Source organism: Pseudomonas sp. ACN8 (assembly GCF_002303925.1).
Lineage (GTDB): Bacteria > Pseudomonadota > Gammaproteobacteria > Pseudomonadales > Pseudomonadaceae > Aquipseudomonas.
In genome coordinates this window covers 107236-126727 of the sequence record NZ_MRCS01000003.1, presented here as the reverse complement: position 1 = coordinate 126727, position 19492 = coordinate 107236, and the positions used below count along the sequence as shown (strand labels likewise).

Below are 19492 nucleotides of genomic sequence, written 5' to 3'. Positions count from 1 at the left end.
GCATGATTCAGAGGCAAGCATTCAAGGAAGGCAATCGCGCCCGGTGGCGCGGCCGGGCTTCAAACCCGGTTGGGGACGGCATCCGTTCCCGGGCAGGTTCGACTCCGGCTGCCTTCCGCCACTTTCCGTTCAGAACGGCCCGAAGTCCAACGGGTACTGAATGACCACGTACACCCGGTCGATGTCGTCGCCGGCCTGGGCGGCGTTGGCCCGGTGTGACACATGGGACAGTTGCAGTGACAAGCCCTTGGCCGCTCCGGACTGCACGACGTAATGCAGGTCGATGTCCCGCTCCCAGTGCTTGCCCCCATCACCTTGTTGCGGCACGTAGGTGCCGGTCGCCGGGTCGAACGGGTTGTAGGCTCCGCCTTGTGGTGCATGGGTGCCGTCGATCTGGTCGCCGGTGACGTAGCGGGTCATGAACTTCAGGCCGGGTATCCCGAAGGTGGCCAGGTCCAGGTCATAACGAACCTGCCAGGAGCGTTCGTGGGCGCCGTTGAAGTCGGCGTACTTGATCGAGTTGGCGAGGTAGATGGAGTCGCCACCAACGAAATCGAATGGCGTGTCACCGTTGATTTTCTGATAGGCCAGGGTGAAACCATGGGCGCCGATCGTGTATCTGCCGGACAGGCTATACGCCGTATTGTCGATGGCACCGGCCAGCGCCTGGCCGGTGTCCCGGGTGTGATAGAGGTTGGCGTCGAGGAACACTTCGGACTGCTTGAAGTGCAAGTTGCCGTAGTACTGATGCCAGGTGTCGGTCAGATCCGAGGCATACAGGGCGCCGCCAACCGGGCTTTGGGTAAACAAGTCGGCGCCGACAAACGAAATGCCGCCGGCCTCGGTGTTGGCGCCATAACCGAAAAAGTTGCCCTTGCCTGAAGCACTGTCCTGATTCTTGAATGCCGTGAAGTGGCCGGCTTGCAGGTTCATGTCTGCGATTTCGCGGCTGTCGAGCAGAAAACCGGTGGCGTACTCCGGTTGCAGGCGTTTGTCTGCGGTGTCGAATACCGGGCTTTCGACCTCCATTTCACCAAACGCCAGGGTGGTGTTCGAGGCTTTGAGCTTAATCGCGCCGCCACCGCCGGAGTAATCGCTTTCACTGCGGCCGTCACTGCCCACCGGCAGTAATCCGGTCCCGGAATGGCCCTTGCCGCCATCGAGTTTCAATCCCAGAAAGGCATGGGCATCGAGGCCGAAGCCGACCGTGCCCGACGTGAAACCGGATGTAAAAGCGCCGATAAAACCTTGAGCCCATTCGGCTTTGTAGCTCTTGCCGGTTGGCGAGGGGGATCGATAGTCGCTGTTCAGATAAAAGTTTCGGCTGAGTACGCCAAGGGTCGCTCCGTCGAAAAATCCTTCTGCGCCTTGTGCCGGTTCATCGGCCAGTGAGTGGGTGGCGAACAGGCAGAAGCACAGGGCAATCGTCACCCTGAAGTCTTGCGGGAAGAGGGTCATCAATGGCTCACCACAGGGGGGAGCGACTGCGATGATTCACTGTAGGAGCGAGCTTGCTCGCGATGGTCTCAATAGCGCCGCGTTCAGCCGGTAAACACGCATTATCGTTAACGACCATCGCGAGCAAGCTCGCTCCTACAGGAGTCCGCCTGCAGTCACTGTTTTTTTTTACGGACCTTAATGGCCTTCCGAGGCACCAAACATAGTCTTGGCGTAGATCAGACCCAGACCGTAGGCACCGCCGTTGGCAATCGAGGTTTTCACCGTTTCGTCGTAGGTCTCGGTGCGGGCCCAGTCGCGTTGCAGTTCCAGCAGGTATTGCAGCGCGGTCATCGGCCGGGCGCCGATCTGGATCATGCGCTGCATGGCCATTTCATGGGCTTCGGTGCTGACGTCGCCACAGGCGTCGGCAATCACATACACCTCAAAACCCTGGTCAATCGCCGACAATGCCGGGCCAACGATGCAAACCGAGGTCCACAGACCGGCGAGGACAATCTTCTGTTTGCCGATGGCGTTGACCTCCACGGCGATGCGCTCGTCTTCCCAGGTGTTCATGCTGGTGCGGTCGATCACGTTGTGTTCCGGGAACACGGCTTTGATTTCGTCGAAGATCGGCCCGGAAAAACTCTTCTCGGCAACGGTGGTGAGGATGGTCGAGACTTTGAAGCCGCGGGCCGCCTTGGCTACCAGTGCGGCGTTGTTGCGCAGGGTGACGGCATCGATCGACTTGGTCGCGAAGGACATCTGCGACTGGTGGTCGATCATGATCAGAGTGTGGTCAGTCGGAGTCAGCAGGGTTTTGCCGGGAACTGCTTTTGCAATGGCCATGACAGGGTCCTTACGGGAGTGGAGTGAGGACGTCATGGTTACGTAGATCGAACCGGGAATATTGAATCGGTGTGCTGTCTTTGATGCCTGGTACTCAACACCTCCGTTGATTGTCACACTGCTATCGCGAGCAAGGATTGGGTGTATGCCAATTCCACTCAGTTCATTTTCACCACCGCCGGTGGCGTCCAGTCGCCGTCGAGGGCATCGGCTTGCGGCCAGTAGGCGCGGATGTACAACGAGAACTCGGCGCCTTTGGGTGAGGGCAGCCAGTTGCTTTCCTTGTCCTTGCCCGGTGATTCGCTCTGCACGTAAAGGGTCAGCGAGCCGTCAGGGTTGGTTTGCAGGGATTTGTTCTTGGTGCCGATGGAGTAACGCTTGAGCTCGTTCGGCGAGAAGAAGTGCTGTTCGTTGTACAGCGTCAGCGACCAGAACCCCTTGACTGGCGGCAGCTTGCCTTTGGCGAACGTCACGCTGTAGCCGTACTGACCGTTGAGGCGCAGGCCGTTCTCATCCAGATCCTGGTAGAAGTATTTGGTCTCTTTCTGCTGATTGACGAATATGTTCGAGCGCGCGACGGCGGTACGGGTGAAATAGTCGGTGCCGAACGCGGCACCGTTGCTCACGGTGCTCCAGTGATTCGGCAATTGCAGGCCGTAGTTGCGGAACTGCAACAGCGGGTCGATCACTTCTTTGTCGGCCTTTTTCGCCTCGTCGATCATCGCAGCGCGCAGTTGCGGGTCGGCCTTGGCGATGGCCGCGAGGGTGGCCATTTGCGCGTAGCGGGCCTCTTCGCCCGGCAATGGCTTGGCGTCCTTGAGCAAGGCCGGCAGTTCGTCGAAGAATTTTTCCGGCACCACCCATTTGGTTTCGGCGCTGCTTTCAGAAGCCTGAGCCGGGAATTTCGGCAGCCTGGCCCAGTTGCGCTTTTTCATATTGCCGTCGTACTGCGACAGCGGGTACATGTCGATGCCCGACAATGCCGGCTGCACGGCCAGGCGGTCGGCGGCGGTGTCGTCCTGGAATACCCGAGGGATCACGAACCCGGTGTTCGTGCGTGCCCGGTATACCCGCTTGATGCCGGGCGGCACCTTGCCGTTCCAGTCCGGGCCCACCAGCAAATAGAAACCTGGCTGGGTGTTATACATTTTGCCCAGCTCGGCAAAGCTGTCGGAACGCAGGTCCACCACCTGATACACCCAGAAGCGGCCGTCGAAGTCTGGCACTTGCAGCACCACCGGCTCAAGGTCCAGAGCAATGCTGCCGGCGCCGTACACCACGTCCTGATTCGGACAGGCTACCAGGCGCTCGGCCGGGTCGATGTAGTCGCTGAGCATCGACAGCCGATTGATCGGTGCCACGGGTACGATGCCGCCCATCAAGCCAGGTTCGGGCAGGTTCTTGAACGCCTGGCGACGATTGAAGATGTTGGCCATCGGCCAGGCCCAGAAATACGCCTCGCGCGCCATCATGCGTACGTACGGCTCAGTGACTTTGGTACCGGCGACAGGACCCGAGACAGGGCTGGTGGCCGGTGCGGCGACAGTGGCTTGCGCCGCGTAACCCGGAGTACCCGACAGGGCTGCGGCGGTGAGCGTACTGGCAAAGGTCAAGGCGAAGAGGGCATGGCGCCGGGGCAAACGATTCATAAAGCGTCCTTACTTGTTCGCAGTCACCTGATGCAGGTGATTCGTTATCAAGATAGCTCATCTTTACCCCGGTGCTGCTCAACGCAGGCGTGAGGACGTCAGATCGACCTCAGAGGTGATCGGCATCAATCACCGCCTTGGCGAATGCCTGCGGATCTTCCTGCGGCAGGTTATGGCCGATGCCGCCATTGATCAGCCGGAATTCGTATTTACCGGTGAAGCGCTTGGCATAGTCTTCAGGCGCCGGGTGCGGTGCGCCGTTGGCATCGCCTTCAAGGGTAATGGTCGGCACGCTGATGGACGGCGCCGTGGCCAATTTCTGCTCCAGCGCTTCGTATCGGCTCTCGCCCTGGACCAGGCCCAGGCGCCATCGGTAGTTGAACACGGTGATGTCGACATGGTCGGGGTTGTCCAGGGCCTTGGCACTGCGGTCGAAGGTGGCGTCATCGAACGCCCATTTCGGCGAAGCCAGTTGCCAGATCAATTTGGCGAAGTCGTGGGTGTTCTTCTCGTAACCGGCGCGACCACGGTCAGTGGCGAAGTAGAACTGATACCACCACTGCAATTCCGCCTTGGGTGGCAGCGGATTCTTGCCGGCGGCCTGGTTGCCGATCAGATAGCCGCTGACCGAGACCAGCGCCTTGACCCGCTCCGGCCACAACGCCGAGACAATGTCGGCCGAACGCGCACCCCAGTCGTAACCCCCGAGCACCGCTTGCTTGATTTTCAGGGCGTCCATGAAATCGATGACATCACTGGCCAGCGCAGCCGGTTGGCCATTGCGCAGGGTCTTGTCGGACAGGAAATGCGTATCGCCATAACCACGGGCATAGGGCATCAGCACCCGATAACCCTTGGCGGCCAGCAAGGGCGCGACTTCGTCATAGCTGTGAATGTCATACGGCCAGCCGTGCAGCAGGATCACCACCGGCCCATCGGCCGGGCCTGTTTCGGCGTACGCCACGTCCAGCAATCCGGCGTTGACATGCTTGAGCGGGCCGAACGGCGAGGGCGCCGCCTGGGTGGTACCGGCAGGGGCCACTGCGGGCTGCGCGGTGACGGCCGTTTGTGCGTGGGCCGCGCCGAGCACGCCGAATAGCGACAGTACGAGGATCGAAGGACCGACCAAGTGGCGGCGAGTCTTGCCGGGGTTGCTGTTGCGCAGTGCCATCTTCATGGGATCTCTCCTTTACCAGCCATGGGTCAGGGGTTCCGTGCGAGCCCCTTCATACCTTGCATGCATTGAAGCGTGGCAACGTATCTGGCCTGTGTCCGATCGTCGGCCGGATGAAAGTCTGTGTATCGAGGTGTCGCGCTGACACACTGTGATACACAGCGGATCACCAAGGCCGACTGGTTTTCTGGACGAGGAGTTCGATTCGCAATGGCCAATGCTGAAATCGTGCCGGAAACGATTGGGTCAATTACGAAGAAATCGTGCTGTTGCACTGACAAAAACGAGGAAGACAATCAGGCCGCCCAGAGCGAACGACAAGGTGCTCAGATGGGCGACCGCCCCAATAAACACGGGACCGATCAGAATGCCCGCGTAGCCCATCGAGATGACAGCGGGGATGGCTACCGCCTGTGGCATACGTTGCTGCCGGCCTACAGCGGTAAAGAGCACCGGGACAATGTTCGAGCAGCCAGCCCCGACCAGGGCGTAGCCGATCAAGGACGCGGGCCAGCCATCGATTCCAAGCGACACGATCATGCCCGCGGCTGCGCAAAGCCCGCCAAGCGCAACGACGCGTACGCCGCCCAGTTTGCTGACGATGGCGTCCCCCGTCAGGCGGCCCACCGTCATCGCCGCGGCGAAGGATGCGTAGCCCAAACCGGCGATGCTCGGCTCTAACCCTCGGTTTGAGACAAGGAAGACTGCGCTCCAGTCAAGCATTGCACCTTCGGTGAGGAAGACGATGAAGCAGAGCGTCCCTAAAAGCAGCACGATACCTCTGGGCACCGCGAACAATGGCCCACCCCGTTCAGTGCCATAAGTCAGCAAAGCAGGCGCGGCCTTGTAAAGCGATCCCAAAACGGTGGCAACGATACAGAGCGCCGCAATCAGTGGATCCAGCCCCAAGGTCAATAAAGCGGTCATGGCCCCGGCGCCCACGATGCCTCCGACGCTGTAAAGGCCATGGAAGCCGGACTGAAGCGCCTGCCCGCTGTTTTTCTCGACGATGACGGACTGTATGTTCATGGCGCAATCAAGCATGCCCATACTGGCACCGAAGATAATGACAGCGATGACCAAGCCCGGCAGCCAGGTCACGGTGCTCAACAGCGCAAGAACGGCACACAAGACAATCGTCGCCCAGATTACGACCGGTCGGCATCCATAGTGTGCAGTGAGATAGCCGGCGAAGGGCATGGCCACAATAGATCCACCGCCAAGGCCAAGCAGCAGCAACCCCAGGCCGCCATCGTCCAGGCCGGCGCGTGCCTTGACCAATGGAACCAGAGGCGCCCAAGCGGACATGAGCAAGCCCGCGATGAGGAAGGCAATGCGTGTAGACATCCGCTCGCTGTGGTTAGCCGTGGTTATCAACACCGACGATGGAGCATTCATGATTCTCGGTAATCCTTATCGATGATGTCAGCCACCGGTTACTCGGCTTGGACAGTGCGGGTTTCGTATGTTTTTTTCGTGCCCGGGCTTCGAAACTCAGCGCCTGCGCTCATACGTCGCTCTATAACTGCTTGGCGCTACGCCAAAGAAGTCACGAAAGCGCATATGGAAGTTGGCGAAACTACAGAAGCCGGTCGCAATCGCGATATCGGTGATCGGCCGATTGCTCTGCAGAATAAGCTGTCGTGCTCGAGTCAAGCGCAGCTCAAGGTAGTAGCGTGTGGGCGTGGCGCCCACGAAACGGCAGAAGCGCCGCTCCAATTGTCGTCGGGAAATTTTCACACATTCAGCCAGTTCGTCGATCGATAGTGGCTCTTCGATGTTCTTTTGCATCAGTTCTAAAGCGAGCTTCAGGGTTTGTGGCAAGGTGGGGTCAGTGTCAACGATGACAGTCGATATCCCGGAGACTTCAGCGGTTTGATCGCAACCGAGTATTTCCTCGACAGCGTGGGTCAGCGACACGCCTTGTTTAGCGGTGATGAGCTCCAGCATCATGCGTAACGAACTGCTGGCACCGGCGCATGTGATACGGTTTCTATCCAATACGTGAGTCCGACAAGTGACCAGGACTTTGGGGAAAACATCCTCCATCATCGCTCGCCCATCTGGATGGAAGGCACACTCGACACCGTCCATCAACTGAGCTTCCGCCAGAAAAAACGCACCATTCCACAAACCGCCCATGGTCGCGCCAAGAGAGGCGACGTTACGTAGCTTGCGCCGTAACAGCGGGTCGCTGATCAGCTTCACTCGCAAACCACCCGCGACAATGAGAACGTCGATGCGATCCGGTAGTTGGGATAACTCCAGGTCCGCTGAAATGGCGATTCCCAGATCGCTCATCACAAGACGGTTCTTGATGCCGACCGTCAACACCTCAAACGCCGGCGTCGAGCTAATCAGGTTGGCGGTCACCAGCGCATCGATAGCGCCGGTGAACGACATCATCGAGAAATTGTTCAAAAGCACGAACGCTACACGAGTCACCGCCGGCGGCTTTATTGGTTTCTGCGCCGTACAGGAGTACCCCATGTTCTTGTCTTTAAGCACGCTCTCGAATACGAATGGCATAAGCCCTCTTTGACACCTTTACCAATAGCTACGAAACCGTTGCTCAATCTAGACAGCGGTTTTTGGCGCAGACAGCAACAAGTCAAAGAATGACCGGCAGTCACCGCTCTCAGGCAGTGCTTCAACACTGCTCTTGATCGCGTTGCTGACCGCGGATCCCAGGCTGTCATCCGCCAGCAAATGATATTTAGCCGTGAGTTCGGCACTCGACAGAGGGTTGCCGGGGTCGCCCTTGGCCGTCGCGGTTGGGCTCGTCAGACGCGTGCCGTCTTTCAGGGTGACGGTGACGCGGGAGAGGATTTCCTCAGGGAACCTGGCGGACAGGTCGGGCGCCTCATGAAGGGTTATCTTCGCGCTGATATTCAGGATGTCCGGCGCATGAATGGAGTCCCCGGTGACTTCGTCAGGGCCCAGCTTTCCACGAACGATCAAGGCGGCCAGTGGGAATGCCAGCGCGTATTGGGCCTCGTCCGCATTCTTCGGAAAATGCCCCTGCAGGCACACAGACTCGTGAAATGTCTCGACATCGATGGTCTCGATCAACTCAGCAGTGATGACAGGATGTGCTCGCATCAGATCGGTCATGGCCGTGAGTGCCGGTTGCGCCCAGCGACATACCGGCCACGGTTTGAAATATTGCTCGTCGATCTCCCAACGGGTTCCGATGTCCTGCCAGAAAGTGGAAATCTCCAACGGTTCAACGGTGGCGGCTGGAGCGCCAGTGACACCGAGCTGTGCCATCAGTAATGCGTTCAGTCCGGCATACGCCCCGGCGCCGTGGGCATCGCGCAACATCGTCGGAAAGCTCACCAGGCGCATCATCGGGCACCTCGGGCCGAAGTATTCCGCGATACCCAGCGCATGACGGAAAGTCGTTTCATCAAGCTTCAGCAGGCGGGCTCCGGCGCAAACGACCCCGATCCCGGAAAAGGCGCCTGAGGCATGATATTCAGGGGCGGTGGCCATCAATGCCTGGCCCGCCCGCAAGGCAGTCTCGTAACCGATGCACAGTGCGCTGAGGAATTCTTCGCCGCTGATGTCTTTGCCCTGACTGCGATACGCGTCTACCAATGCCACAATGGCCGGGACAACGGTTGCACCCGCATGCCCCTTGGAGGTGAAGTGGCCTTCATGTGCATCCAGGCTATCAACGCAGAAACCGCCGGCATACGCGGCGCCCAGTGGATGTACGGCTCTGCCGTCGAACCAAAGGCGGCTGGACAGCTTGTTGGCAGAGTAGTGAGTGTCAGCGTAGGTTTTGAGCATCACACTGGTTTGATTATTGCGAGCTCCGGCGGCCACGCCAATGATGTCGAGCAGGCAAGTTTTAACCAACTCGCGTGTATGCAGGGGCGCGTCCTTGTAACTGAAATTCTGGACGAATGAATACAACTGCATTTCAATATTCCCGAGTGATGAACGCCGAAACGGATAAAAAAGTTGCCCGGTGAAGGACAACCTTTTACGCAGCTTTATAAGAGGGGACTAGTTCTTTGCGGTGGCGGTATTTGCCGCGGCGCGTGCGTCTGCCAGCCAGCTGTCGTATTTCGCGCGATGAGCCGCGATCCATTCTTTGGCGTGCCGGGTAATGTCAGCTGCACTTTTTTCGCCATCGTGCATTTTGAGATTTTGCGCGCTTTCATCGTCGGTAGTGATCTGCATTTCCGACAGGAACTTCACGGCCGCCGGATTTTTCTCGGCGAACTCTTTGTTGATCACCGCTTTGACACTGTCTACCGCGAAACCAAGGTTTTTACCATTGAAGGTAGTGTTGACATCGTTTTTGCCGCCTGGAAGATCCGTACGCGGCACGGTCAGCCAGACAACATCCTTACCTTCGACCAGCACACCGGAGATCCACTGAGGCACCCAGGTGTAATAGAGAATTGGCTTGCCTTGTTTATAACGAGCGATGGTGTCGGCCATCAGCGCAAAGTAGGAGCCCTGGTTATTGGTTACGCTCTTTTCCAGGCCATAGGCTTTCATGTGGTGGGCAATGATGAGCTCACAGCCCCAACCAGGGTTGCAACCAGTGAGGTCAGCTTTACCGTCACCATTGGCATCGAACAGTTTGGCGATTTCCGGTTTCTGTAAATCTTCTATAGAGGTGATGTGGTGTTCATCAGCCGTTTTCTTGTCAATCATGTAGCCCTGCAACACGCCCGGCATAATGTCGCCGGTTTTCACCATCGTCTCATCGCCGCCGGCCTTCTGGTAGAAAGATTTGTGCAGTTCCTCCCACAGATGTACCGAGAAATCGGCGTCGCCATTGGAAATCGCCACCATCATGGTGGAGTACTCGGTTTCCTTGGGCGTCTCAACGTCGTAGCCCAACTCCTTGAGTCCCGCCATTGCAATTTCTCCGCGGAATCGCTCTTCGGCGATTGACGGGAAAATGGGAGTGATCGACACCCCTTTTCCAGGCAACTGCGCGGTGGCGGCCGATGCGAAAACAGGTGAAACCGCCAGTACTAAAAGCGCCACAGAGTGAATGAATTTCTGTTTTATTCCGACTGTTGTGAAGTTCATTATTGTTTACCTTGGCTGGATTACTAAGTTGGCATTTCTTTTGGTTCACGACGCGCCGCTTAGCGCAGTTAGCTTTCTTTGGGGCTGACTTCCATTTTCGTAACCGTGTTTTTTCTCTTCAGGCGATAGATGACACCCGCCGGGCCGGTCTGGTACCAGTGCTCACCTTTGGTGGCTCTGTTACTGCGCTCGCCCATCGCCTGGGTCAGGCGGTCAAGGAAAATCGCCAGCAATACCAGGCCCAGGCCACCGACGGTTGCCAAGCCCATGTCAAGGCGGCCAATCCCGCGAAGCACCATCATCCCCAGCCCACCAACCGAAATCATCGATGCGATCACCACCATCGACAGTGACAACATCAATGCCTGATTCAAGCCCGCCATGATTGTTGGTGCAGCCAAAGGAAGTTGAACTCGCCTCAGCATCTGGCGTGGGGTACATCCGAAAGCCCGGGCGGCCTCAACCTTGTCTTCCGGCACCTGGCGAATTCCCAGATTGGTGAGCCTGACCAGTGGCGCTACCGAAAAGATGATCGTGACCAGGACCCCCGGTACGTTGCCGATGCCAAACAGCATCACCACGGGTACCAGATAAACAAAAGCAGGCAGTGTTTGCATGGCGTCGAGCACTGGCCGCAGAAGCATCTCCAGCCGGTCACTGCGGGCACACAGGACACCCAGCGGTATGCCAATGACGGCACAGAAAAACAGTGAAGTGAGCACCAGCGCGAGGGTGATCATGGCGTCACTCCATACGCCGATCACGCCCAAGAGGGTGAGGGTGACGAGGCAAAGGACTCCGATCTTTTTCCCTCCTACCTGCCAGCCGAAGAGCGTCGCGATAATAATGAATATCGAGGGAGGAATAGCCAACAGTCCGAACTGAATACCATTAAGTACCTGGTCGATTGGCCATCTAATCGAGCGGAATACCTCGCGGAAATTATGAACCAGATAATTCAGGGCAATTTCTACCCATTGGCCCAAAGGGATGTTGATGGATTGAAACGGGTCGAGAAAACTGAATTCGTTCATGCTAATCACCTGAATGTCCGAGCCTGGCAAGCCAGCTAATAGAGACTATTAGTGTCGGCTCATTGTCTGAAGCAGTAGGCTCTTGGAGATCGTGCCTTTGAACACACCCTGGCGATCCAGGACGGCAACTGGATTAACTGCATCGGCGACGATGTGAAAGACGTCCTGCAGGAGTACATCGTCGCGCAGCGTAGGCGTGGATTGATCCACGGCGTACGGATGCTCTGCACAAATCCTGGCAACATCGCCAGCCTTCAGGATCTTCGAGGCATCGAACCCTTTGAAGAAAGCCCTGACGTAATCGTTCACCGGGTTGCAAAGCAGCTCTTGCGGGGTACCGATCTGTACGACCCGGCCACCCTCCATGATCGCTATGCGATGGCCGATGCGAATCGCCTCGTCAATGTCATGGGAGATGAAGATGATGGTGCGATGCTGTTCTGCCTGAAGGCGGATCAGTTCGCCCTGCATTTCGTGGCGAATCAACGGGTCGAGCGCCGAGAAGGCCTCGTCCATCAGCAGGATGGCTGGGTCGTTGGCCAGCGCTCGGGCCAGGCCTACCCGCTGTTGCATACCGCCGGACAGTTGGTGCGGGTAGCTGTAGGCGTGGCCATCGAGCCCCACCTGTTTAAGTGCCTCGAGTGCACGTTTATGCCGTTCGCTTTCCTCGACCCCCGAGATTTCCAGGCCGAAAGCAACGTTGTCGATCACACTCATGTGGGGCATCAGGGCAAACGACTGAAACACCATGCTCATGTCTTTGCGACGAACGCTGAGGAGATCGGCATCCGACAGACCGGTGATTTCCCGGCCGTTGAGATGGATTGTTCCGCAGGTTGGCTCGATCAGTCGATTGAACAAGCGCACCATCGTCGATTTCCCGGAACCGGAAAGCCCCATGATGACAAAAATCTCTCCACGTTTTACGGAGAAACTGGCGTCGAAAACGCCAACGACTTGACCGGTTTTGCTGAAAATTTCACTTTTATCAGCACCGCGCGCCAGCATCTCCATCGCGAGTTTTGGCTGAGCACCAAAGACCTTGTAAATGTTTTTTACCGAGAGTATCTCGTCACCAAGACTCATAATCCCTCCTGCTGCAATTACGACATAAGATCAAGAATTCAGGTGTACGTGTCTTGATCAATTCAGACGGTGCTTGTAGGGGCAGTCAAGCTGGGAGAAAGATTGGGAAATAGTCATAGTGACCATCCTCTTTATTATGTGATGTTTATTATTTTTGTTTTTGTCGGCGCTGAATTAAGCAGTTCCTTGAGAACCAAGTTATTACCTTATAGAGTCAGCGTCTAACAACATTTCTTCCCGCCAATCAATAACGCCATGTTATCAATTATTGAATCGAGTCAATTTGCGACTGCGGCAGTGCTAGTTGCGAAGACGAGTACGCCTGGCCCTGTCTTAGACCCTTTGTTTCAGCTACGCTCCAGCATTGGCTCCAGGTGGAACCTTCCCGCCGATCTCGTCCCTAACGGCCCTTCAAAGGGCCCCGAACCGGATATTCAATACTCTAGGTTATGGTTAAGCACATCGATCCAGACATGACGCTGCTGAAAATGCCGTCTCTGAAAGCAGTGAAGTCATTCGTAGCCGCCGCCAAATATCAGAGCTTTACGCGTGCGGCTGAAGCGCTGTGTGTTACTCAAGCGGCGATCAGCCGTCAGATTCGTGAGCTTGAGGCGTACCTTGGGGTGGATCTCTTCAAGAGGGTGGGGCGAGCTGTCGAGTTGACGGAAGCCGGATCGATCTTTTTTGATGCGGCACAGCTATCTTTCGTCAACATTTCCCAGGCGGCGGAGCGCATTCGCACCAACAATGCAGGCAAGCGCACGTTGACGCTTTGCTGTTCTCCCGCGTTTTCAGCTCTTTGGCTCGCAGCGAAGCTGCCAGGCTTTTTTACCAAGAACGCAGACATCGACCTCAATCTGGTCACCACTCAAAACTTTTTGTCAATGGAACCGGGTGTCACTCCGGACATCTTCATCACCAAAATGGCCAGGATTCAGGATGGCTACCGCAGTTATCCGTTGTTTCATGACGTCATCTATCCTGTGTGCACACCTCGCTACAAAGAGGAGCACCCTGAGCTGTCCAGCCTGGAAGGGTTACGCGACGGGGTTTTGCTCAACCTCAGCCCCTATGGCCGATCCCAGGTAGCGGAGCACGTTGACTGGGGTGTTTGGCTGGCTTATCACGATGTTGATATCGAGAAACGCCCCCACGACAGCCCTCACGTTTTCAACGCGAACGACTACAACCTGGTCATCAGCATGGTGTTGACCCATCAGGGTGTAGCCCTCGGATGGAATCACCTGGTTGCAAACCTGATCGAAAACGGCACGCTGATTCGGCCGATCGAAGAGGAAGTGGTTCTCCATGAAAGTCAGCACTATCTGACATTTCGTGAGGACCGGATCAATGACGACGCGTGTTGTCGGTTACGAGACTGGATTCTCGCCCAGTTTTCCTGAGCTGTCTGGAAGGCAGGAGTGCTGATTGAGCCGTGACTCGGGGTGCGAGGAGGGGAGAAGTTTGGGTATGCCGGTGGTGATCATTCGTGGTTCTCACCACCGGCAGTTTTGCTTAGCCGACAGATCTTAACGGGATCGTGTCATTGAGCTGTTCAAGCATCGTTTTGCAGTACCAATCATCAAACTGACACACACCAATTTCGCTGGCCACCGACAATGGGCCCGGCTCGTAAGCAGGAGAGCTGACGCCGACCTGTGCGCCTTCAACCAGGGTGCGATCCTGGTCATTGGTTGCAAGCCAAACCTTGGTCAGGCGATCGATGTCGTAGTCGACACCTTCCTGCGCGTCCTTCTTGACGATCCATTTTGTAGTGACCAACGTTTCGCCCGGACCGATGGGCAGAACGCGGAAGCTCAGCGCGTGATCGCCCAGAAAGTGGTTCCAGGTCGATGGGTAGTTGAAATACAGCAGCGCACCGATGTTGGCTTCACCGGTTGTGTCCAAGCGACCGGCAACCGCAGGCTTGCCATCCATTGTGTAGCTGACGGCACCGGAAAAAAGGGGGATGCGCGTCATGCGGAAGCGACCGTCTTCGTCCATGACCAATCGGCTGGGCAGGCCTGCCGCTTCGCAACGATCCCAATGCTCTTTGAGTTCAAGATCCTCATCGCCTCCGGCGCCACCCACTGATGGGTTGTCGACGAATGAGTGCATCAATTCCGGGTGAGTAAAATCGCAGTGGTAACACTCGCGGTTGTTCTCGAAAACCAGTTTCCAGTTACCTTTCTCGATGATGTTCGACTCAAACGCGACTTTACAGTCGTCCAGGTTATGAGGCGCAACGAAAGGCGTCAGAGATTTTCTGAATGACGAAAAGTCAGGCGCCACATCAGCGACGCACACATAGATGTACGTTTCGACGACCTCACAATGCACGGACTTCAAGCCATGCTGTGACTTGTCGAAGTCCTCCCCCATGTTTCCGGCGAAAAGCAGTCTGCCATCCAGTTCGAATGTCCATTTGTGGTAAGGGCACACCAGCTTGGCGACCTTGCCGCTCGCTTGCGGGCATACCTTGGAGCCGCGATGACGACAAGCGTTGTGGAATGCACGAATCTGCTTGTCTGCGCCACGGACGATCGCGACAGGGTAATCGCCGATTTGCAGCGACAGGTACTGACCCGACTTCTCCAGCTCAAATGTGTGCCCGGCGAAGATCCAGCTTTTGTGCCAGATCTGTTCCAGATCCTGCCTGTAGACATCTGGGTCGCTATAGAGGGTACCTGGCAGCGCATGGTCAGGCTTGCGCTGCGCAACAAGATTTGAAACTGCCGATTTAGTGCTCACGGTCAACACACTCCAAAATACCAAAGGGACGACAAAAGACCATTGTTTGCATCAATCTCGATATTGGGTAACGTCATTTCGCCGATAAAATATCGCTGTTGTAAAGACTACGTCTGCAATCACACCCCAACAAGAAACTTTTACGCTTATCAATGCATAAACAAATGTTATCGATCGATAGCGTAGCTTTAAGATGCTGTTCGTAACCAATTGATTTTAAAGGATTAATATTTTTCGACTCTGTGCGCTATATCGCTTTAAAGATGTCTATGCGAGGAAGACACGCTATTGACCACTCTATTGCCCCATGCCAGTCTGGATTCAACAGCTAACGGTACTTAGTCAGTAAAACAACCTCTGGCGATCTCGTGCTTGAGCATTGGGAACTGTCCCGTAAAGCATAGAGATCTTTATCGCGCCTCAAGGCATTAAAGCTGACGCGTTCGTTGATCTTCCACCTAACTCCCATTCGGAGCATTTATCTTGAAATTTGAAGGTATTTATACGCCAGCAGTAACTCCTTATAACTCTGATGGGGAGATTGACTGGGATGTGTACTCCCAAGTTTTGGAGTCGCTGATTGAGGCGAAGGTGCACGGCATTATTATCGGCGGGTCGACCGGCGAGTATTATGCGCAGACGTCGGAAGAACGCACCGAGTTGGCGGCCTACGCCAAAGACGTGATTGGCACGCGGGTGCAACTGATCGTCAGTACCGGGGCGATTCGCACCGAAGATGCGGTTCAGTACGCCAAGGATGCCAAATCGATCAAAGCGGACGCCATTCTTGTCACGTCCCCGCCTTATGCGCTGCCAACCTCACAGGAAAACGCGATTCACGCGCTCACTATCGATCGCGCAGCGAACTTGCCGATCATGCTTTACAACTATCCGGGGCGCATGTGCGTTTCGATGGATGAAGAATACTTCACGCGTGTCAGCCAATCGAAAAACGTCATCGCCATCAAGGAAAGCTCCGGCGACATGGCCCAGGTGCATAGGCTGGCCCGGCAGTTCCCCAATATCGCCTTGTCCTGCGGATGGGACGACCAGGCCCTCGAGTTTTTTGCCTGGGGCGCCCGCAGTTGGGTGTGCGCAGGTTCCAACTTCCTGCCCAGGGAACACGTTGCGCTTTATGAAGCCTGCGTGATCGAAAAGAACTTCGACAAAGGCCGTCAAATCATGTCGGCAATGATGCCGCTGATGAATGCCCTGGACGGTGGCAAGTTCGTGCAGTCGATCAAGTACGGCTGTGAAGTTGCCGGATTGAACGTCGGTAACGTGCGCCTGCCGTTGCAGCCACTTGAAGCGGACGAAAAACAGCGTTTCGCGTCGGTCATTACTGAACTCAAACGTAACGTAGCCAACATTACTTCGGGAGCCAGCCATGGGTGATCTTCTGAGCAAGGCCGAATACGCTGCTCTGGCCAAAGACATTTCGCTGCCATCCAGGGCGTTCATCAATGGCGCGTTCAAGCCCGCGATCTCTGGCAAAACCTTCGCCACGAACAATCCGGCAACCGGTGCATTTTTGACCGACATCGCAGCTTGTTCGTCCGATGATGTCGACTTCGCGGTGAGCAATGCCAAGGAGGCCTTTGAGGATGGACGCTGGAGATCTGTTTCGCCTCGGGAGCGCAAAGCGGTTCTGTTGAAGTTTGCAAACCTGCTTGAAAGCCATCAACACGAACTGGCCGTTCTCGAAAGTCTCGATAGCGGCAAACCGGTCAGTGAATGTCAGTTGGTCGACATCCCGGACACCATCCACACGATCCGCTGGCACGCAGAACTGATCGACAAGATTTATGACAACACCGCCCCGGTGGGCAGCGACGCGCTGACCATGGTGGTCCGGGAGCCGATCGGCGTGGTGGGCTGCGTATTGCCCTGGAACTTCCCGCTGCTGATGCTGGCCTGGAAAATCGGCCCGGCGCTCGCTGCGGGCTGTTCGGTCATCGTCAAACCTGCCGAACAAACATCACTGACCACGTTGCGCGTTGCTCAGTTGGCGTTTGAAGCCGGTATACCCGCCGGGGTCCTCAACATTGTGACCGGCACGGGCAAAGAGGTCGGCGAGCCCATTGGCTTGCATAACGACGTCGACATGGTGAGCTTTACCGGTTCCACTGCGACCGGCCGCCGCTTCCTGCATTACGCCGCCGATTCGAACCTGAAGCGCATCGTCCTTGAGTGCGGCGGGAAAAACCCGGCCGTGGTGATGGACGATGCGCAAGACCTGGATCTCGTCGCTCAGCATGTCGTCAATGGCGCGTTCTGGAATATGGGCGAGAACTGCTCCGCGACCTCGCGTCTGATCGTCCATGCGTCTGTTAAAGACGAGCTGCTGGAGCGCATGGGCGCCTACATCCGCGAATGGAAGATGGGCGACCCACTTGATCCGGAAAACCGCGTAGGGTCGCTGGTCAGCCCTGAGCATTTCGCAAAAGTGAAGTCGTACCTTGAGCACGCCACCGCCGGAAAGCTTGAAGTGGTTTACGGTGGTGCGACCAAAGACGGTGCCTTCGTAGAGCCGACCGTGATAGACGGTGTCGGTCCAGACAACCGTCTGTTTCAGGAAGAGATCTTCGGCCCGATTCTTTCGGTCACCACCTTCAATACGATCTCGGAAGCGATTGCCCTGGCCAATAACACGGTCTACGGCCTGGCAGCCTCGGTGTACACCGCCAGTCTGCGCCGGGCGATCAGGTTGTCGCGGGAAATTCGCGCGGGCATCGTCACGGTGAACTGCTTTGGTGAGGGCGATGCTTCGACGCCATTCGGCGGCTACAAGGAGTCGGGCTTCGGCGGTCGGGACAAATCCATTTTTGCCCATGACCAGTACACCGAAATCAAAACAATCTGGATCGATGTGTCTGATCGGTCGGATGAAGAGACCGAAAAATGAGCACCCATACCATCAAGCGCCTGCCGGTAGATACCGGGGTTTCGGGTTGGGAGGCGATTTCCGCACGCACTGCGCCTGTCCGCATGCTTGATGGAAACGTGACGGCGGATTGGCTGATTATCGGTGCCGGTTTTGCCGGCTTGTCCGCCGCTCGCAGACTTTCACAGTTACACCCCGGTGACAGCATTGTTGTGGTCGATGCTCATGAAGTCGCCAAGGGGCCGGCAGGCAGGAACTCTGGTTTCATGATCGATGTGCCGCACAGTCTGTCGTCCGGGGAATACTCTGTGGCGAGTGAGTCTGCAACGGCGCTGGAAATCACGCAAAATCGTTTTGCTATTGATTTTGCCGCGCAAGCCGCACGCGAGTACGGCATGTCCACAAACACCTTTGACCCATCAGGGAAGATCAACGCGGCCGCCACTGAGCGGGGATTGAAGCTGAACGTCAATTACGCTCAATCCCTTGAGCGCATCGGCGAGAAGTTCGAGATGTTTGATGCCGCGCAAATGCGCGAAATCACCGGGTCCACCTATTACCACGGTGGGATCTACACGCCCGGCGCAGTGTTGATTCAACCCGCGCAATACATTAGAGACCTGGCAGCAGGGCTCGAAGGGAAAATCACGCTGTTCGAACGCTCTCCGATTATTGAGTTGACCAGGCAGGGAAGCGGTTGGAGCGCTCGATCTCATAACGGGACGGTGCACGCACCCAAGGTCATTTTGGGGGTTAACGGGCACATTGAAGATTTTGGACATTATCAAGGACGCCTGTTGCACGTCTTCACTTACGCCTCCATGACGGCCGCGTACAGTGATGATGCATTCAAGAAAGACGTACCGGGTAGAGCCAAGTGGGCATTGTTGCCAGCCGATCCAATGGGAGCGACTGTTCGTAAAATCTCTACGGACGGTCTCTCGCGTATCGTCATCCGGACAAAGTTCACCTATGACCCGAGTATCCAGGTAACGCCAGAGCGTGTAGCGGCGGTGGCCAAGGAGCAGCGACACTCCTTGGACGCCCGCTTTCCGGAATTGAAATCCACTGCGTTGGAATTCAGTTGGGCCGGCCGTCTGTGTTTGAGTCGTAACAGCGCCGCTGCATTTGGCGAGATCGAAGAAAACCTGTATTCGGCTTGCTGCGAAAATGGGTTGGGAACGGTCAAGAGCACTCTGGCAGGTGTAATGGCGGCGGAATTGGCTTCGGGTATACGTTCTGATTTTCTGGAAAGTATCAGTCACGCGCCAGGGCCCAGCAGGCTCCCCCCCCAAATAATAACGAAGCTGGGTGTCAGTTCGGTCATTCGCTGGCATGAATTTTGGGCCGGGCGAGAAGGTTAACAAGTTTAAGTTGGCGGCTTTTCCTATATGGAGAGCATTTTTTCGATTCAGATCCGCGTGCGTGAACTGCCAGTGTTTATGTGCCTATCACGGACATCATTGCGATGGGTGCCGAGGTCAAGAATGGCAGGGGAGGAGCCATAAGCTGCACGCAGCGCTCTTGGCCATTTGTTACCCTGTGTACCAAAGAACAGGTCAGGGTA

The 19492-nt window shown here is 56.4% G+C and carries 15 protein-coding genes and 1 tRNA gene; 5 read left to right on the top strand and 11 right to left on the bottom strand.

Annotated elements, in window-relative coordinates:
• Positions 1-25 precede the first annotated feature (25 nt).
• A tRNA-Sec gene (locus tag BSF44_RS02780) sits at positions 26-121 on the top strand.
• 8 nt (positions 122-129) lie between these two features.
• Here BSF44_RS02780 and BSF44_RS02775 read toward each other — a convergent pair.
• The 10 genes from BSF44_RS02775 to BSF44_RS02730 all read right to left on the bottom strand — a co-directional run bounded on the left by BSF44_RS02775 (position 130) and on the right by BSF44_RS02730 (position 12290).
• A complete protein-coding gene (locus tag BSF44_RS02775) occupies positions 130-1458 on the bottom strand; it encodes an OprD family porin (protein ID WP_095942164.1) in 1329 nt (442 codons plus the stop codon).
• A 177-nt stretch (positions 1459-1635) separates the two neighbouring features.
• Positions 1636-2289 carry a hydrolase gene (locus BSF44_RS02770; protein WP_095942163.1) on the bottom strand — a complete coding sequence of 218 codons (654 nt, stop codon included), beginning with the start codon at positions 2287-2289 and terminating at the stop codon, positions 1636-1638.
• 158 nt (positions 2290-2447) lie between these two features.
• Positions 2448-3938 (bottom strand): DUF1254 domain-containing protein, encoded by a 1491-nt coding sequence (locus tag BSF44_RS02765; protein WP_095942162.1) that lies wholly within the window; start codon positions 3936-3938, stop codon positions 2448-2450.
• 109 nt (positions 3939-4047) lie between these two features.
• The gene (locus BSF44_RS02760; RefSeq protein ID WP_095942161.1) at positions 4048-5115 is read right to left on the bottom strand and encodes an alpha/beta fold hydrolase; all 1068 of its coding nucleotides are present in this window, start codon (positions 5113-5115) and stop codon (positions 4048-4050) included.
• 243 nt (positions 5116-5358) lie between these two features.
• Positions 5359-6510, bottom strand: coding sequence for an MFS transporter (locus BSF44_RS02755; protein ID WP_095942160.1), 1152 nt, complete (start codon positions 6508-6510; stop codon positions 5359-5361).
• Positions 6511-6606: 96 nt separating this feature from the next.
• On the bottom strand, positions 6607-7641 hold the full coding sequence (locus BSF44_RS02750; protein ID WP_095942159.1) for a GlxA family transcriptional regulator: 1035 nt from the start codon (positions 7639-7641) through the stop codon (positions 6607-6609).
• A gap of 48 nt (positions 7642-7689) precedes the next feature.
• A complete protein-coding gene (locus tag BSF44_RS02745; RefSeq protein WP_095942158.1) occupies positions 7690-9039 on the bottom strand; it encodes an MmgE/PrpD family protein in 1350 nt (449 codons plus the stop codon).
• An 87-nt stretch (positions 9040-9126) separates the two neighbouring features.
• Entirely contained in the window at positions 9127-10170 is a 1044-nt protein-coding gene (gene proX, locus BSF44_RS02740; protein WP_172435297.1) for a glycine betaine/L-proline ABC transporter substrate-binding protein ProX, read from the bottom strand.
• A 68-nt stretch (positions 10171-10238) separates the two neighbouring features.
• A complete protein-coding gene (gene proW / locus BSF44_RS02735; RefSeq protein WP_095942157.1) occupies positions 10239-11204 on the bottom strand; it encodes a glycine betaine/L-proline ABC transporter permease ProW in 966 nt (321 codons plus the stop codon).
• Between the two features lie 48 nt (positions 11205-11252).
• Entirely contained in the window at positions 11253-12290 is a 1038-nt protein-coding gene (locus BSF44_RS02730) for a glycine betaine/L-proline ABC transporter ATP-binding protein (protein WP_095942156.1), read from the bottom strand.
• 449 nt (positions 12291-12739) lie between these two features.
• On the opposite strand from BSF44_RS02730, the gene BSF44_RS02725 reads away from it, so the two are divergent.
• On the top strand, positions 12740-13693 hold the full coding sequence (locus tag BSF44_RS02725) for a LysR family transcriptional regulator (protein WP_172435296.1): 954 nt from the start codon (positions 12740-12742) through the stop codon (positions 13691-13693).
• 112 nt (positions 13694-13805) lie between these two features.
• Here BSF44_RS02725 and BSF44_RS02720 read toward each other — a convergent pair whose 3' ends face one another.
• Positions 13806-15041 (bottom strand): aromatic ring-hydroxylating dioxygenase subunit alpha, encoded by a 1236-nt coding sequence (locus BSF44_RS02720; protein ID WP_095942231.1) that lies wholly within the window; start codon positions 15039-15041, stop codon positions 13806-13808.
• Between the two features lie 483 nt (positions 15042-15524).
• Between BSF44_RS02720 and BSF44_RS02715 the strand changes: the two genes are divergently transcribed.
• From BSF44_RS02715 to BSF44_RS02705, 3 genes are read left to right on the top strand one after another with little or no spacing between them, the layout of a single operon-like run.
• Positions 15525-16436, top strand: a complete 912-nt coding sequence (locus BSF44_RS02715; RefSeq protein WP_095942155.1) for a dihydrodipicolinate synthase family protein — start codon at positions 15525-15527, stop codon at positions 16434-16436.
• On the top strand, positions 16429-17946 hold the full coding sequence (locus BSF44_RS02710; protein ID WP_095942154.1) for an aldehyde dehydrogenase: 1518 nt from the start codon (positions 16429-16431) through the stop codon (positions 17944-17946). Before BSF44_RS02715 ends, BSF44_RS02710 begins: the two co-directional genes overlap by 8 nt.
• On the top strand, positions 17943-19289 hold the full coding sequence (locus BSF44_RS02705) for an FAD-binding oxidoreductase (protein ID WP_095942153.1): 1347 nt from the start codon (positions 17943-17945) through the stop codon (positions 19287-19289). The genes BSF44_RS02710 and BSF44_RS02705 overlap by 4 nt, the downstream gene beginning before the upstream one ends.
• Positions 19290-19492 lie beyond the last annotated feature (203 nt).